Annotated in this window: 15 protein-coding genes, 3 tRNA genes and 1 pseudogene; 13 read left to right on the top strand and 6 right to left on the bottom strand. The window is 67.0% G+C overall.

Annotation, left to right across the window (positions count from 1 at the left end):
- Positions 1-252: 252 nt before the first annotated feature.
- The 3 genes and pseudogenes from rplM to argC all read left to right on the top strand — a co-directional run bounded on the left by rplM (position 253) and on the right by argC (position 2,182).
- Positions 253-729, top strand: a complete 477-nt coding sequence (gene rplM / locus DI624_RS08990; RefSeq protein WP_054765955.1) for a 50S ribosomal protein L13 — start codon at positions 253-255, stop codon at positions 727-729.
- A 2-nt stretch (positions 730-731) separates the two neighbouring features.
- A pseudogene (locus tag DI624_RS08985) lies at positions 732-1,170 on the top strand (30S ribosomal protein S9).
- Positions 1,171-1,246: 76 nt separating this feature from the next.
- Entirely contained in the window at positions 1,247-2,182 is a 936-nt protein-coding gene (argC, locus tag DI624_RS08980) for an N-acetyl-gamma-glutamyl-phosphate reductase (protein WP_291537441.1), read from the top strand.
- 34 nt (positions 2,183-2,216) lie between these two features.
- Here argC and DI624_RS08975 read toward each other — a convergent pair whose 3' ends face one another.
- Complete coding sequence (locus tag DI624_RS08975) at positions 2,217-2,594, bottom strand: hypothetical protein (RefSeq protein ID WP_291537439.1); 378 nt, start codon at positions 2,592-2,594, stop codon at positions 2,217-2,219.
- A complete protein-coding gene (phaC, locus tag DI624_RS08970) occupies positions 2,591-4,522 on the bottom strand; it encodes a class I poly(R)-hydroxyalkanoic acid synthase (RefSeq protein WP_291537438.1) in 1,932 nt (643 codons plus the stop codon). Before phaC ends, DI624_RS08975 begins: the two co-directional genes overlap by 4 nt.
- 84 nt (positions 4,523-4,606) lie before the next feature.
- Between phaC and DI624_RS08965 the strand changes: the two genes are divergently transcribed.
- From DI624_RS08965 to DI624_RS08920, 10 genes are all read left to right on the top strand, one after another.
- On the top strand, positions 4,607-5,056 hold the full coding sequence (locus DI624_RS08965; protein ID WP_291537437.1) for a hypothetical protein: 450 nt from the start codon (positions 4,607-4,609) through the stop codon (positions 5,054-5,056).
- Positions 5,057-5,106: 50 nt separating this feature from the next.
- Positions 5,107-6,918: a single-stranded-DNA-specific exonuclease RecJ gene (gene recJ / locus DI624_RS08960; RefSeq protein ID WP_291537435.1), complete on the top strand. Its 1,812-nt coding sequence runs from the start codon at positions 5,107-5,109 to the stop codon at positions 6,916-6,918.
- A 76-nt stretch (positions 6,919-6,994) separates the two neighbouring features.
- Positions 6,995-7,069 (top strand) — tRNA-Glu (locus tag DI624_RS08955).
- A 248-nt stretch (positions 7,070-7,317) separates the two neighbouring features.
- Positions 7,318-7,833, top strand: coding sequence for a cold-shock protein (locus DI624_RS08950; protein ID WP_291537499.1), 516 nt, complete (start codon positions 7,318-7,320; stop codon positions 7,831-7,833).
- A gap of 24 nt (positions 7,834-7,857) precedes the next feature.
- Entirely contained in the window at positions 7,858-8,337 is a 480-nt protein-coding gene (locus DI624_RS08945; protein ID WP_291537434.1) for a DUF192 domain-containing protein, read from the top strand.
- Positions 8,338-8,382: 45 nt separating this feature from the next.
- A tRNA-Pro gene (locus DI624_RS08940) sits at positions 8,383-8,459 on the top strand.
- Between the two features lie 76 nt (positions 8,460-8,535).
- Positions 8,536-8,841, top strand: a complete 306-nt coding sequence (locus DI624_RS08935) for an ETC complex I subunit (RefSeq protein ID WP_291537433.1) — start codon at positions 8,536-8,538, stop codon at positions 8,839-8,841.
- Positions 8,842-8,860: 19 nt separating this feature from the next.
- Positions 8,861-8,937: transfer RNA gene (locus tag DI624_RS08930), tRNA-Arg, on the top strand.
- A 30-nt stretch (positions 8,938-8,967) separates the two neighbouring features.
- Positions 8,968-9,924, top strand: a complete 957-nt coding sequence (locus tag DI624_RS08925) for a rhodanese-related sulfurtransferase (protein ID WP_291537432.1) — start codon at positions 8,968-8,970, stop codon at positions 9,922-9,924.
- Between the two features lie 873 nt (positions 9,925-10,797).
- A complete protein-coding gene (locus tag DI624_RS08920) occupies positions 10,798-11,649 on the top strand; it encodes an OB-fold nucleic acid binding domain-containing protein (RefSeq protein ID WP_291537431.1) in 852 nt (283 codons plus the stop codon).
- Here the strand turns inward: DI624_RS08920 and DI624_RS08915 are convergent.
- Genes DI624_RS08915 through DI624_RS08900 form a run of 4 tightly spaced genes read right to left on the bottom strand, consistent with a single transcriptional unit; the run spans position 11,646 to position 15,034 of the window.
- Positions 11,646-12,347 carry a sugar phosphate nucleotidyltransferase gene (locus tag DI624_RS08915; protein ID WP_291537430.1) on the bottom strand — a complete coding sequence of 234 codons (702 nt, stop codon included), beginning with the start codon at positions 12,345-12,347 and terminating at the stop codon, positions 11,646-11,648. The genes DI624_RS08920 and DI624_RS08915 overlap by 4 nt on opposite strands.
- Complete coding sequence (locus DI624_RS08910) at positions 12,344-13,402, bottom strand: dehydrogenase (RefSeq protein ID WP_291537429.1); 1,059 nt, start codon at positions 13,400-13,402, stop codon at positions 12,344-12,346. The genes DI624_RS08915 and DI624_RS08910 overlap by 4 nt, the downstream gene beginning before the upstream one ends.
- Positions 13,402-14,409 (bottom strand): hypothetical protein, encoded by a 1,008-nt coding sequence (locus DI624_RS08905; protein ID WP_291537428.1) that lies wholly within the window; start codon positions 14,407-14,409, stop codon positions 13,402-13,404. Before DI624_RS08905 ends, DI624_RS08910 begins: the two co-directional genes overlap by 1 nt.
- A 10-nt stretch (positions 14,410-14,419) precedes the next feature.
- Positions 14,420-15,034 carry an SIS domain-containing protein gene (locus DI624_RS08900; RefSeq protein ID WP_291537427.1) on the bottom strand — a complete coding sequence of 205 codons (615 nt, stop codon included), beginning with the start codon at positions 15,032-15,034 and terminating at the stop codon, positions 14,420-14,422.

The following is a 15,034-nucleotide window of genomic DNA, read 5'->3' as shown; positions in this document are numbered from 1 at the left end:
GAAAGGCTTTCCGCTTCGGATGGCGGGGAAACGTCATGGTTTGATGACGAAATCTGTTATTTCGTAACGCCCGCAATCGCCGTATGACAAGGTATTTTAATACCGCATCCAGAATATCCTGTGTAATCAGCTATTTGATGTCGTTCGTCGCAATCTTCCCCCGTTGACGCGACCGATTGTCTCCGGTATCAGCGCGCCTTCATTCGGTTCCTGCAGGGGCCGAACCCGATTTTCGTCTCCAGGAACCCCCTCATGCTGAAGAGCACTACGGCTTCGTTGAAGCCGGCCGAGGTCGAGAAGAAGTGGATTCACATCGACGCCGAAGGCGTCGTGGTGGGCCGTCTCGCGACCTTCATCGCCAACCGTCTGCGCGGCAAGCACCGCGGCGACTACACCCCGCACGTCGATTGCGGCGACTATGTCGTCGTCACCAACGTCGACAAGGTGGTGTTCACCGGCAAGAAGAACACCGACAAGATCTACTATCGCCACACCGGCCACCCCGGCGGCGTCAAGTCGACGACCCCGGAAAAGGTCCTGGGCGGTCGCTTCCCCGAGCGCGTCCTTGAAAAGGCCGTCGAGCGCATGCTGCCCAAGGAAAGCCCCCTGGCCCGCAAGCAGATGACGCACCTGCGCCTGTTCGCCGGCAGCCAGCACGACCACGAAGCCCAGCAACCGGAAACGATCGACTTCAAGTCGGCGTCGCCCAAGAACACCCGGAGCGTCTGAGCATGACCGACGTGACCAACACCGAAACCGCCGCCCAGTCCTTGCAAGGCTTCGACGCCCTGAAGGGCCTGTCGGCCTCGGCAGAGAACGACGCGCCCGTCTATGTCCAGAAGCTGGACGCCCAGGGTCGCGCCTATTCGACCGGCAAGCGCAAGAACGCCATCGCCCGCGTGTGGGTGAAGCCCGGCGCCGGCAAGATCACCGTGAACGGCAAGGACGTGGCCGCCTATTTCGCCCGTCCGGTGCTGCAGATGATGGGGCCTGTCGGGCCAGGCCGGCGCCATCCGCCACGGCCTGTCGCACGCCCTGACGCATTTCGAACCGGAACTGCGCAAGGTCCTGAAGCCGCACGGCTTCCTGACCCGCGACAGCCGCGTCGTCGAGCGCAAGAAGTACGGCCGCGCCAAGGCTCGCCGCAGCTTCCAGTTCTCGAAGCGCTGATCGCGTTTACGCGGTTTGGAACTGGGGCGCTTCGGGGAGACCCGGAGCGCCCTTTTTCTTTTTCACGAGGCGGGCGATGACCCACACCATCTTCATCGACGGCGAGGCCGGCACCACGGGGCTGGAGATCCGCGAGCGTCTGGAGGCGCGCCCGGATCTGGAACTGGTCTTGCTGGGTGAGCGTCGTCGCGATGTGGATGCGCGGCGCGAGGCGTTGAACAGCGCCGACGCGGTCATCCTGTGCCTGCCCGACGATGCGGCGCGCGAAGCCGTGGCCATGGTCGAAAATCCCGCCGTAAAGGTGATCGACGCCTCGACCGCCTATCGCGTCGCGCCGGGCTGGGCTTACGGCTTTCCCGAAATGGACGCGGCCCAGCGCGAGCTGATCGCGCGGTCGCAATTCGTCTCCAACCCCGGCTGCTATCCGACCGGCTTCATCGGCCTGATGCGCCCACTGGTGAAGGCGGGGCTGGTTCCCGCCAGCTATCCAGTCGCTGTCAATGCAGTGTCGGGCTATTCCGGCGGCGGCAAGGCCATGATCGCCGAATTCGAGGCGCCAGGCGCCGCGACCGCCTATCGCGCCTATGGCCTGTCGCTGAAGCACAAGCATGTGCCGGAGATGACCAAACACTCCGGGCTGGGCCGCGACGTCCTGTTCGCCCCAGCGGTCGGGAACTATCGCCAAGGAATGCTGGTCGAGGTTCCTCTGCATCTGGCGGCCCTGCCGGAGACGCCTTCGGTCGAACGGCTGCACGGCGCCCTGGTCGAGGCCTATGACGCCCAACGTTTCGTCGAGGTCGCGGACCTGGAGGAGACCGAGGCCATGACCGGCGTCGAACCCGAGGGGTTGAATGGCACCAACCGCCTGCGCCTGCACGTCTTTGGCGATCGGCACGGCGAACAGGCCCGGTTGGTCGCCCTGCTGGACAACCTGGGCAAGGGGGCGTCGGGTGCGGCGGTGCAGAACCTGAACATCATGCTGGGCCTGGACGAGGCCACCGGCCTGATCTGAGGCGATCACCGCGCCCGACGGGATTGCGTCGCCGTTAGGCGCGGCGCGCCCGGATGGCCGAATCGATGGTCAGGCCGAAAATGACGGCGGCGACGATCACCAGCAGCCCATAGTCATGGCCAGCGAAGAAAACCGGCGCACAGGCCATGGCGATCACCATAAGCGGAAAAAGCCCCGCCCATACGGCCGTGCCTGGCGCGTCGGCGTGGATCATGGGCTGGACCGCCGGCCTCTTCATCATACGCGCCATGCGCCCGTTCAGCAGCACGAAGGCGCCGGCGCAGATCACCGCCGAGACGACGTATTTCACCGTATTGCCCGGCTCGCCGAAGACGCTGGCGGTCATGACCAGGAGGGCCAGGGCGACCCCGGTGCTGAGGGCCAGAAGGGCGTTCGGTTCGAGACGGTTCAAGACTTCACTTTCACATAGCTGCCGGGGGCCGGCTCGATGGGCTTTAGCGGTCCCTTGGCCGGATCGCGAGCGGGGACTTGTCCGCCTGACCGGTCATTCAGCCACGCCGCCCAGTGGTCCCACCAACTGCCCGGGTGCTCGGTCGCGCCAGCCTGCCATTCGGCCAGGGCAGCGGGCAGGGCGGGGTTGGTCCAGTGTTGGTACTTCCCGGCCGCCGGCGGGTTGATCACTCCGGCGATATGGCCCGAACCGGCCAGGGTGTAGGTCACGTCCCCGCCGAACAGACGCGCCGAGCGATAGACCGAGTTCATCGGCGCGATATGATCCTCTCGGCTGGCCTGGAAATAGAGCGGGATCGTCACCTTCGACAGGTCGGCCGTCACGCCTCCGATCTCGAACGTCCCCTTGGCCAGGGCGTTTTCGCCATACATCCGGCGCAGATAGGCCAGGTGCAGAGCCTTGGGCATCCGCGTCTGGTCGGCGTTCCAGAACAGCAGGTCGAAGGCCGGCGGGGTCTTGCCCAACAGATAGTTGCTGACGAAGAAGGACCAGATCAGGTCGTTCGAGCGCAGGGCGTTGAAGGTCTCGGCCATCGCCGCGCCGGGCAGGACGCCGCCCGCCGCATCCATCTGACGCTCGATCTCCGCGATCCAATGTTCGTCGGTGAACAGCAGCAGGTCGCCGGCTTCCGCGAAATCGTGCTGGGCGGCGAAGAAGGTCGCGGCGGCGATCCGCGTGTCGCCCTTCGCCGCCATATGGGCCAGGGCGGCCCCCAGCAGGGTGCCGCCGATGCAATAGCCGACGGCGTTCAGGCGTTCCGTCCCGGCCTGTTCCAGCGTCTTCTCGACAGCGCGATAGACGCCCTTCTCCAGATAGTCGTCGAAGCCGAATCCGGCCTTGTCGCGATCCGGGTTTATCCACGAGCAGACGAAGACGGTGAACCCCTGCGCCGACAGCCAGCGGATCAGCGAGTTCCCCGGCTGAAGGTCCATGATGTAGAATTTGTTGATCCACGGCGGGAAGATCAGCAGCGGAATCTCGTGCTGCGTCTCGCCAGCCGGGGCGTATTGGATCAGTTCGAACAGTTCGTCGCGCCAGATCACCTGGCCCGGCGCGGTCGCCACGTTCTCGCCCACGACGAATTTGCCGTAATCGGCCTGGCTGATGCGCAGCGAACCGCCGCCGCGTTCCAGATCGGCGGCGAAATTCCGCATCCCCTTGACCAGCGATTCCCCGCTGGTTTCGGCCAGAGCCTTCAGGGCCACCGGGTTGGACGCCAGGAAGTTGGCGGGTGAAAAAGCGTCGGTCAGCAGGCGAGTGAAGAACTGGGCCCTGCGTTTCACCGCAGGATCGACATCCTCGACCCCCGCGATCAACCCGTTCATCCAGTCCGAGGTCAGCAGATAGGACCGTCGCATCAGGTCGAACATCGGGTTTTCGGCCCAGGCCGGATCCTTGAACCGCTTGTCGACCGGCGGCGGATCGGGCGTCTCGCCCGCCGCCTGACGGGCCGTGCTGCTCCACAGGTCCATATAGCGGCCGAACAGATCGGCCTGGGCCTGAAACAGCTTTTCGGGCCGGGACGCCAGGCTGGTCATGACCGAGGCCAGGGCTGGCGCGACATTGAACGGGTCGGGAGACGCCGCCGCGCCATCCGCGCTTCGCGTCGCCTGGCTCAGCGCGGCCTCGGCCATCGCCCCCTGGGCCGTCATCGCCGCCTTGGCCAGGTTGATCGACAGGGTCTCGATCAAGGCGGCCTGATCCGCGCCGGGGCGGCCGGACCGGGGCGCCTCGGCGGGCGGCGGCGGGGAGGACTCGGCGGCGATCTGGGGTTTGGTCTTGGTCTGGCGAGGCTTGACGGAGGTCGGCCGGCCGGCCTTTCGCGCCCCCCGCGCGGGGGCTTTCGGGGGCGGGGGAGGCTTGGCCATGATCGTCCTTCGCGCTTCCTGCGCCAGAGGCCGGTTCATCCGCCCTTCCGCGCTGGGCCATGATGGCATAAGACCGACCGGGAAATGAACGCGCCGCTCTCGAAAAAGATGATCCTGGTCGCCGCGGTCGCGGCCACGGCGGCGCTCGGCGCTTGCTCCAGCGGCCTGGCCGCCAAGACCGACGTTGCGTCCCCGCTGGCGCCGCGGGTGCAGGAACTGGTCGAGGCCAACCGCCGCTATCCGCGCTGGGAGGATTTCCCCGCCGCGCCGACCGGCCTGCCGGACGTGCGTCAGGTGGCTGGTAACGCCCAGCGGCTTCAGACCGACCGCGCCGCCTTGAACGGCGAGATCGCCGGGATCGCGTGGACCCTGGACGACGCCGAGACCCTGGCCGCGCAGATCGCCGCCAAGGTCGAGGCTGCGCCGGTTTCGCCCGCCGCCGCCCGCACCCAGGCCGAGATCGAGGCCTTCGCCCAGAGCCTGCGCGACCGGGCCAAGGCGCCCCCGCCGATTGATCGCCGCCCGGCGCGATGAAGGTCGCTCAGGCGGTCGCCTTGACGGCGGAATCTGCCGATGATGCCCCGATGGCAGACGACAGCGCCGCAAAGACCCTGACCGCCTTTCTCGGCGTCTCCCGATCCCTGTCGGGCCGCGCCTGGCGACAGCGGCCGGCCGACGCGGCCGTGGTGCGCGCCCACATGCAGGCCCTGGGCCTGGACGAGGTGCTGGCGCGCGCCCTGGCCGCGCGCGGGGTGCCGGCGGATCAGGGCGCGGACTTCCTGACGCCCACCCTGCGCGCCCTGTTTCCCGATCCGTCCAGTTTCATGGACATGGACGCCGCGGCCGAGGCGATCCTGGATGCCTTGCAGGCCAAGGCCCGCATCCATGTCTTCGCCGACTATGATGTGGACGGCGCGGCCAGCGCAGCCTTGCTGGTGCGCTGGTTCCGCGCCATGGGCCATGACCTGCCTCTCTATGTGCCCGACCGCTTGACCGAGGGATACGGCCCCAGCGCCAAGGCCTTCGACACCCTGAAGGCCGCGGGCGCGGATCTGGTGATCACGGTCGATTGCGGCGCCGCGGCGAACGAGGCCCTGGCCCACGCCGCCGCGATCGCCCTGAACGTCGTGGTGATCGACCACCATATGATGCGCAGCGAGCCGCCCAAGGCGCTTGCGGTCGTCAACCCCAACCGGCCGGGATGCAACTCGGGCCAAGGCAATCTGGCGGCGGCCGGCGTCGTCTTCGTTCTGCTGGCCGCGCTGAACCGGGAGGCGCGGCGGCGCGGCCTGTTCGCCGAACGGCCCGAACCCGACATCCGCCAATGGCTCGACCTGGCTGCCTTGGGGGCCATCTGCGACGTCACGGGGCTGACGGGCTTCAACCGGGCGCTGACGGGGCTGGGGCTGAAGGTCATGAGCGACTGGCGCAATCCGGGACTTCGCGCGCTTCTGGCGGCCGCCGGCGCCGAGCCCGGACCAGCCAAGAGCAATCACGCCGGCTTCATCCTGGGGCCGCGAATCAATGCAGGCGGCCGGATCGGTCGCTCGGACCTCGGCGCACGCCTGTTGTCGACCGACGACCCGGCGGAGGCGCAGGCCCTGGCCATGGAGTTGGACGCCCTGAACCTGTCGCGGCGCGAGGTGGAGCGGGCGGTGACAGAGGCGGCCGTGCGTCGGGTCGAGGCGACCGGCGCCCACGTTGACGACAGCGCCGTGATCGTGGTGGCGGGCGACGACTGGCACCCCGGCGTCGTGGGCATTGTCGCCGGCCGTCTGAGGGAGCGGTGGCGCAAACCGGTCGTCGTCATCGGCCTGGACCCGGTCACGGGCGTCGGCAAGGGTTCGGGCCGGTCCCAGCCGGGCATGAACCTGGGACGCGCGATCCAAGCGGCGTGGGAGGCGGGCGTGCTGATCGCCGGCGGCGGCCACGCCATGGCCGCCGGCTTGACGATGGACGGCTCTAGGCTGACCGAACTGAGCGCCTTCCTCAACGACCGGTTGGCCGGCGAACGCATCCAGGCCATCGCCCTGGATGCGCTGGAGATCGACGCCCTGATCGACCCCGCTGCGGCGACGCGGGCTCTGTTCGAATCGTTCGAACGACTGGCGCCCTTCGGCCCCGCCAACCCCGAGCCCGCTTTCGCGCTAAGCGGCGTTCAGGCGCGCGAACCCGTGGCGATGAATGGCGGCCATGTCCGCTGCCGTCTGGTCGGGCCGGACGGCGCGGCAGTGCGGGCCATCGCCTGGCGCTGCGCCGACCTGCCGGCGGGACAGGCGCTGCTGTCGGGGCAGGGGGGCTTGAGCGTGGTCGGGCGGCTGAAGGCCGACGACTGGAATGGACGCAAGGGCGTGCAGTTCGAGATCGAGGACGTGTCAGATCCCCGGATGGTCTGAGCCCGTCCAAAAAACTGAAAATCCAAGCTTGCGCCGTTCCGAGGGCGCGGCTATATCGCCGGCTCTCCCGCGCAGCGGTCCCTTCGTCTATCGGTTAGGACGTCAGGTTTTCAACCTGAAAAGAGGGGTTCGACTCCCCTAGGGACTGCCACGCGGCAGGCCGATCATCGAGTAGATCAACTCTGATCCGCGTTTGATTTCCGTTTTCGATATTCGGTGACTGGGCGTTCTTGACGCCTTCGGTCATGGCTTATGCAGTCGGGGTCATTGTCCCAAAACGGTAATCTTCGCTTCTCGCGTGCACTTTCCGCTTTCCAAACTTTCGCGGAACAGTGTTAAATATAGGCCTGGTCCGCTGGAGGCGCGGACGGGGGTCTTAAGTTGTCTGACTACAGCGAGATGGAGACGGCGCAGACCGTTCGCGTCATCGGCCGCGTAAAATGGTTCGATGCGGTGAAGGGCTATGGGTTCATCGTTCCCGACGATCCGACGTTGACGGAGATGCGCGACGTGCTGCTCCATATCAGCAGCCTCCGCGATCTGGGTCGAGACGCGGCGGACGAAGGCGCGCCGATCACCTGCGATTGCGTCAAACGTCCCAAGGGCTGGCAGACGGTCGCGATCCATGCGCTGGGCGAGGGCGAGGCGACGCCTGCGGTTCGCCGCGCGTCCCCGCCGCCGACCCCTCCCAGCGCGTCGGACGACGAACTGGAGACCGCCCTGGTCAAATGGTTCAATCGCACCAAGGGCTACGGATTCGTCGTGCGCGATCGCGAGCCAGGCGATATCTTCGTCCATATCGAGACGCTGCGTCGCTGCGGCCTGGATGATCTGGTTCCCGGCGACATGGTGCGGGTGCGATTCGCCAATGGTCCTAAGGGACTGGTGGTCGCGGACATCAGGACGGGCGGCTGACACCGGGGCGCCCAGGAGAGGCGCATGATCGACGCGACCAGACGACTGTTTCTTGCGGCCATGCTGATGCTGGCCGCCGCCGGCTGCGCGGCCAAGGCGCCGGTCGGGCCGAACGGCGAGCCGCTGCAACGGCTGGCGATCGTCACGACCACGGGCGAGCATCCGTTCTGGGTCGAAATCGCCGACGACGACCATGAGCGCCAGCGCGGCCTGATGTTCCGCCCGCCGCTGGAAGCGGATCGCGGCATGCTGTTCCAATGGCCCGGCGAAGCGCCGCGCGAACAGAGCTTCTGGATGCGCAACACGCCCAGTTCGCTGGACATCCTCTATATCGACCCGCATGGGCGCATCGTCTCCATCGCCTCGCACGCGACGCCTTTTTCGGAGGCGCCGATCCCCTCGAACGGCGCGGCCAACGGCGTGCTGGAACTGCGCGCGGGTCGCGCGGCCGAGATCAACGCCCGGCCTGGCGACAAGGTTTTGCATCCTTATTTCAAGCCTTGATTGCGGTTTGCCGCGCGAAGTGCCAATAGGGCGCTCCGTTCGGTCCGGGGTGTAGCGCAGCCTGGTAGCGCATCTGGTTTGGGACCAGAGGGTCGGAGGTTCGAATCCTCTCGCCCCGACCAACGGAAGGCCGCTGGATTCCGCATCCGGCGCGCGTTATGGCAGGGGCGAAAGCCCGCCTTTGTTGAGGACCCGCCCATGCTCGCTCGCATCTACCGCCCGGCCAAGACCGCGATGCAGTCGGGCAAGGCCAAGAGCCGCGACTGGCGGCTGGAGTTCGAACCGGCTTCGGCGCGCACCATCGACCCGCTGATGGGCTGGACCAGCTCGACCGACATGAACGGCCAGGTCCGCCTGAACTTCGATTCGAAGGAAGAGGCCGTCGAATACGCCGAACGGCACGGCATCGCCTTCCGCCTGCATGAGCCGAACGATCCGCCGATGATCATCAAGGCCTATGCCGACAACTTCGCCACCAATCGCAAGCAACCCTGGACGCACTGACGCCCGCGTCCGGCCAGAAGCGCCCTTAGCTCAACGGGATAGAGCACCCGCCTTCTAAGCGGGATGTTGCAGGTTCGAGTCCTGCAGGGCGCGCCAATCCCGGCGCGGCGCACAAGGGTCCGCTCAATGACCGACCTTCACATCCCGGCCGATCCACCTGTCCGCGTGGCGGCGCTGTATCGGTTCGCCCCAGTGGCCGATCCTCCGGCGGTGCGCCAGACGCTGCAAGACGCCTGCGACGCCGGGCAGGTGAGGGGCACCTTGCTTGTCGCGCCGGAGGGAATCAACGGCACGATCGCCGGTTGGGCCGACAGCATCGAGGCGGTGCTGAGCGTCATCTGCGCCATGCCGGGTTTCCAGACCCTGGAGTTGAAATACGCCTGGACCGACGCCCCGCCATTTCACCGCATGAAGGTGCGGGTGAAGGCCGAGATCGTCACCATGGGCCAGCCGGGCCTGGACGCCGCGCGCGACGCCGGCCTCTATGTCTCGCCCGTCGATTGGAACGCCCTGATCGCCGACCCTGAGACCTTGGTGATCGACACGCGCAACGCCTATGAGGGCGAGATCGGCGCCTTCGAGCGGGCGGTGCAGCCCAACACCGAAAGCTTCCGCGACTTCCCCGACTGGTTCCGCAGCGAAGGCCGCGCCCTGCTGGCCGAAACGGGCGCGCGCCGGGTCGCCATGTATTGCACCGGCGGAATCCGCTGCGAGAAATCCACCGCCTTCCTCAAGGCCGAAGGGATCGAAAACGTTCACCATCTGGAAGGCGGCATCCTACGCTATCTTGAAACTGTGGATGAAAAAGACAGCCTTTGGCGCGGAGAATGCTTCGTTTTCGACGAACGGGTGTCGGTCGGCCACGGCCTTCGCCCAGGGCCGCACACCCTGTGCCGCGGCTGCCGCCTGCCGGTTGACGAGGCCGGCCGAACCTCGCCGCATTATGTCGAAGGCGTCTGTTGCGCGCGCTGTCACGACGCCCGCGACGAAGAACAACGCGCCCGCTATACCGAGCGCCATCGCCAGATGGAGATCGCCCGTCGGCGCGGAAAGGCCCACATCGGGGTCGCAGCCAAGTCCTAGCCGGGGCTGCTGAATATCATATGTCTAGATTTCCGATAATATATCTTAGGCGATAAACAATAGTACGCTTCCGGGCGACGCCTGCTCGTGTGGCGTTTCACAATTGACCGCCGTTTCGACCGTTTTCCGAATCTACGTCAGAATTGATTGCCTCCCTCGGCTCATAATTGATGTCGGTTTTCCCAGTTGCTGCGACTCGCGGTCTCAAAGGGGAAATCTGCAGGTTTCTACCCTTTCCGTTCCTTTCCCATGCGAATCCGGGTGGTCTACTACGCTTGGCTCGCCGAAAGCTGGGAGAACATCTACGCAATCTGCAACGTCTGCGCCCCGGAGGAGCCCGATCTCTTCCCGGTTATCGGTGATCGCTGCGCCATACCGGATCTGCAAACGCTGACCGCCTACGCCACATCTGGACTATGGCCGAACGGTCCGCCGATCGACAAATCCGTCTTCCTGAACCCCTATGTCGACAAGAATTTCCACTTCCACTTTCAGGTCCGGAGGAACGGCGTGAACGACAAGACAAGGCGGTATTCGCCTGCACGCGCCATAACGACCCTGTTCAGGACCGATGCGACCTTATCGAAACCTGAGCGGTGGCTGCTCAAGCTCCGCCCTGCCGAGTTTGACGCGGTCGTGCGCACCTTGCGGTCTATCCTAGCCATAGACCAAGAGTTCGAAGTTGTCCGCCGCGACGAAGCCAGAGAACGTTGTGTCGTCGTGACCGCGACGTCCGGACCGACCAGGGCCGTCATGATCGAGACTCCGTTCTCCCAAGTATCGTCGGGGTTCCGCTCGGTCCTCGCAATGGTTTGCGATGTCCTTGAGGGGCTCATGCACCCGAAGGTGAACCCCAATTCCAAGCTGAGAGGCATGGAAGATGGTGAGGTTATGGTGCTTCACCGGATCGCCGGCGAAGAGACGGACAAGACCACCCTTCCAGTCTTCGTCGAAATGCTGACGGACCTGCCCGGGGTTAATCGGCCCCTGGCCCGGCGAGCCGCTCTGCCCGGCGCGGCGATGCGGAAGCTGGCCGACGCCGACGCCTTCCGGTCCCTGGGCCTGGACCGGCGCGAGGCGTTGTGGGCGGTCCGTCGCCTGCCCGATGACGATCCCCTGCCCCTGTTCGCCGCCGCCGAGGCGCTTCAGCACGGGGCCCGCGAACTGGGCGCCGAGCCGGACGCCCGCCTGCCGCCGATGCCGCTGGGCGAACACGTCGCCGCCGACTACCAGACCACGCGCCTGTCGCTGAAGGCCCATCCGATGCAGTTGCTGCGCCCGGTCTTCGCCGCCGAAAACGTGCTGAGCTGCGCCGAGGCCGAGGCCCGTGGCGGCGGCTCCCTGGTGCGGGTCGCGGGCGTCGTCCTGGTCCGCCAGCGGCCAGGCAAGGGCAACGCCATCTTCGTCACGCTGGAAGACGAGACCGGCGTCGTCAATGTCGTCCTGTGGGCGCGCCTGTTCGAGCAGTTCCGTCGAGAGGTCATGGCCGCCCGCCTGATGCAGGTCGAAGGCGTGGTCGAGAAAAGTCCCGAGAACGTGGTCCATCTCGTCGTCCGCCACGTCATCGACCGCTCGGACGAACTGTCGCGTCTGTCAGAGGAGCATGAAACCCAGGTGCAGTTGGCCCGCGCCGACGTCGTGGCGAATCCGCAGCTTCCGCGTCTGCCGCCCCATCGCCATCCGCGCGATGCGCGCATCCTGCCCGGATCGCGCGACTTCCATTAGCGAACCCATGGCTGAGATGGCCTGGCCAAGCCCGCCACCTGCTCGGCCGCCGCCAGGCTGTGCGGCAAACCGATGTCGACGAAGTCGCCGTCCTTGATTTCGGCGCCGAGCACGCCCCTGGCGCACAGGCGCGGCAGGGTGTCCTTTTCCAGCGAGACGCGGCCGTGGACGCCGGCGAAGACATCGCGCCTGAACCGATAGACGCCTCCGTTGATGACGCCCGAGGCCAGGGCCGCGCGCGGCCGGATGGCGACGACGCGGCCGCCTTCGACGTCGAGCGTTTCGTAGCGATCGGCAGGCGAGACCTCGCGCGCCGCGACCATGCCGGAAAGTCCTTCGGACAGACCCAGACCGCGCCAGTCGAAATCGAACCAGGTGTCGCCGTTGACCAGAAGAAACTGATCGTCCAGCAGGGGCAGCGCGTGGGCCACGGCGCCGGCCGTATCCAGGGGTTCCGGCTCGACGGACAGCCGCAGCGCCGCGCCGCGCCAACGGCCGACATAGCCCTCCAACGCCTCGTGGCGATAACCGGCCGACAGAATCAGGTCGTCGAAACCCTCGCGCACCGCCTTGGCCAGCAGATGCTCGATGAAGGGCCGCCCCGCCACGGGCAGCAGAGGCTTGGGCGTCTCGGCCGTCAGTTCGCCGAGACGCGAGCCGCGGCCGCCGACCAGAAACACCGCCTGGCCGGCGCTCATCGCGGCACGCTCCAGGCTTCGGCCCCGTCCAAAGTGAATTTCACCGCGCTGGCGGCCCCGCCCGCCTCGTTCAAGGCGGCGGTCAGGCGATAGCGGTTCTCTGGATCGGTGCAGAACATCAGAAAGCCGCCGCCGCCCGCGCCTGACACCTTGCCGCCCCAGGCTCCCTCGCCCAGGGCCAGGTCGAACAGCGCATCGACCTTTGGCGTGGCGATGCCGGCCGCCGTCATCTTCTTGGCCTCCCACGAACGCATCAGCACCCGCGCCACGCGGCGAATGTCGCCTTCCAGAACGGCCTCCTTCATCGCCATGGCGTCCTGCTTCAGCCGGTGCATGCCGTCCAGCACCGAGGCGTCCAGTTCGGTCAGCCCCCTCACCTGCGCATTGATGATGGTTTCGGAGCGCCGCGACTGGCCGGTGAAACAGACCACCAGCGACGATTCCAACTCGTTCAGATAGGCGCGGCGCACCCGCAACGGGTTCACCACCACCCGCTCCTCGGCCAGAAACTCGATAAAGTTCACGCCGCCGAACGCCGCCGCATACTGGTCTTGACGCCCGCCGGCCAATCCCAGCTCCACCCGCTCGATCCGATAGGCTAGGCGCGCCACGTCATAGGGGCCAAGCGGCAGGTCCAGCGCCACCCGGAACGCCTCGACCAGGGCCACCACCAATGCCGAAGACGATCCCAGACCGGAGCCGGCCGGCGCATCGGAGGTGGTGGACACCGTCAGCGCCGGCGTCGCCCCGTCCAGCCATTGCTCCGCGACATGGCGGTAGACGGCGCGGTGCAGCGCCAGTTCGCCCCCATGGGTCGGCGGCAGAACCGGGTCCATGACCTCCTCGACCCCGATGTCGCGCGCGCGAAAGGCCAACCGTCCCTCGGGATGGGCGTCGATGTGAGCGAAGGCGAAGCGGTCGATGGTGGCGTTCAGGACGGCCCCGCCGAACTGATCGCAATAGGGCGACAGATCCGTACCGCCGCCGGCCAGGCCCAGCCGCAGCGGCGCGCGCGCGCGCACGCCCCAGTTCGGGACCTGGCCCGCCCGCACCATCACCGGGGCGTTTCCACCATTTGACGGGAGCCGGCGCGATCGACGCCGTATCGCAGGCGCGGCATGTTCTGGCTGGCCATATAGGCCTCCAGCGCGACGCCGTCGCCGGGCTGGAACAGCATCAGGAACCCCCCGCCCCCGGCGCCGATCACCTTTCCGCCGGTCACGCCCAGGTCGCGCTTCACATGGTCGTAGAGATCGTCGACGGCCGACCAGCTGATCTTGCCCGACAGCCTCTTTTTCTGGGTCCAGTGCTCGTCCAGCATCCGGCCCCAGCCGTCCAGATCGCCGGCGACCCAGGCGTCGCGGATGCGGTAGCCCAGGTCCTTGATGAAGCCCAGGCTGTCGCTGACCGTCTCGCGGCGCGGGGCGGCCTGGGACATCATGGCGGCGTTCTGGTCGGCCAGAACCACGGCGGCGTCCCGGCGCAGGCCGGTGTAGTAGATGTGGGTGTGTTCGATGAAGGCCGTTTCGACCTCCGCGTCCAGATGGACCCGGTTGACCGCCACCCGGCCGTCCGGCGCGATGTCCAGGGTCGTCAGGCCGCCGAAGGCCGCCATATACTGGTCTTGCTTGCCGATGCCCTTGTTCAGGACGCGGATTTCCAGGTCGCACGCCTCCTCGGCCAGGGCCTGGGGCGATGGCGTGTCTCCCTTCATCCCATGCAGGGCGTTCAGGAAGCCGACCAGGAAGCTGGACGACGACCCCAGGCCCGTCCCGCCCGCGATATCGGCCAGGGACGCGGTCTCCAGCCGGTCGTCGAAGCCGTGGGCCATCAGGGCCGCGCGGACCAGTTCATGCTGGACCTCGGTCGCGCGCGGCGACACCTCGGGCTGTGGGCCATAGACGACGACCCGGTCGTCGAAGGCGGGGCGGTGCGCGACGACGCGGATGTATTTGTCCAGCGCCATGGCGAAGATGAAGCCCCCGTCGTTGCGGTAATAGCTTTCCAGGTCGGTGCCGCCGCCGCCCAGAGTGACGCGCAGCGGGGTGCGGGTGGTGATCATGGGCGGCGGCTCAGGCGGCCGAAGCGGCGACGGGCGCGATCTGTTCCCAGTGTCCCTTGTGCAGCGCCAGCGCCGGATGGGAGACCAGCAGGTGCCAGACCACGGCGGCCAGCCCCTCGACCAGGGGCGTGATCAGTTGCGGGTCGACGGTCGGCACGATCACGCAGGCGTCGGCGGCCTGGGCCGTATAGCCGCCGTCGCGACCGACGATTCCCGTGACCATGGCGCCGCGCGCCTTGGCCAGTTGGATGGCGCGCACGATGTTGGCGCTGACGGGCGGTTCGACGCTGCCGCCGCCGACCGAGAAGATCAACAGACCGTCCTCGGCCTTCAGCCGGCTGGTCTCCAGCCAGGTCGACAGCGTGCCTTCCCAGCCCTCGTCATTGATGCGGGCGGTCAGTTCCGAAACGTTGTCGGTCGGACAATAGGCCTCGAAACCGCAGATCTTGCGGAAGTCGTTGGTGGCGTGGCTGGCGTGGCCCGCGCTGCCCCCGACGCCGATCAGGAACAGACGTCCGCCGCGCTCGCGCACCTCGGCCAGGCGCTGGGCCATGGCTTCGACGGCCTGGCGGTCGATGGCGGCCATGGCCTTTTCGGCGGCGGCGAAGAAATGATCGACGAACAT

The sequence above is a fragment of the Brevundimonas sp. genome (assembly GCF_003248455.1).
Taxonomy (GTDB): domain Bacteria; phylum Pseudomonadota; class Alphaproteobacteria; order Caulobacterales; family Caulobacteraceae; genus Brevundimonas.
Note: the sequence above shows the minus strand (reverse complement) of the source record. Positions and strands in the feature narration are given on the sequence as shown.

Coding starts and splice junctions, on each gene's coding strand:
- rplM (WP_054765955.1), top strand. CDS start 253: ATGCTGAAGAGCACTACGGCTTCGTTGAAGCCGGCCGAGGTCGAGAAG.
- DI624_RS08910 (WP_291537429.1), bottom strand. CDS start 13,402: ATGGTGCGGGCGGGCCAGGTCCCGAACTGGGGCGTGCGCGCGCGCGCG.
- DI624_RS08905 (WP_291537428.1), bottom strand. CDS start 14,409: ATGATCACCACCCGCACCCCGCTGCGCGTCACTCTGGGCGGCGGCGGC.
- DI624_RS08920 (WP_291537431.1), top strand. CDS start 10,798: ATGGAAGATGGTGAGGTTATGGTGCTTCACCGGATCGCCGGCGAAGAG.
- DI624_RS08925 (WP_291537432.1), top strand. CDS start 8,968: ATGACCGACCTTCACATCCCGGCCGATCCACCTGTCCGCGTGGCGGCG.
- phaC (WP_291537438.1), bottom strand. CDS start 4,522: ATGGCCAAGCCTCCCCCGCCCCCGAAAGCCCCCGCGCGGGGGGCGCGA.
- DI624_RS08915 (WP_291537430.1), bottom strand. CDS start 12,347: ATGAGCGCCGGCCAGGCGGTGTTTCTGGTCGGCGGCCGCGGCTCGCGT.
- DI624_RS08900 (WP_291537427.1), bottom strand. CDS start 15,034: ATGTTCGTCGATCATTTCTTCGCCGCCGCCGAAAAGGCCATGGCCGCC.
- DI624_RS08965 (WP_291537437.1), top strand. CDS start 4,607: ATGAACGCGCCGCTCTCGAAAAAGATGATCCTGGTCGCCGCGGTCGCG.
- recJ (WP_291537435.1), top strand. CDS start 5,107: ATGGCAGACGACAGCGCCGCAAAGACCCTGACCGCCTTTCTCGGCGTC.
- argC (WP_291537441.1), top strand. CDS start 1,247: ATGACCCACACCATCTTCATCGACGGCGAGGCCGGCACCACGGGGCTG.
- DI624_RS08935 (WP_291537433.1), top strand. CDS start 8,536: ATGCTCGCTCGCATCTACCGCCCGGCCAAGACCGCGATGCAGTCGGGC.
- DI624_RS08950 (WP_291537499.1), top strand. CDS start 7,318: ATGGAGACGGCGCAGACCGTTCGCGTCATCGGCCGCGTAAAATGGTTC.
- DI624_RS08945 (WP_291537434.1), top strand. CDS start 7,858: ATGATCGACGCGACCAGACGACTGTTTCTTGCGGCCATGCTGATGCTG.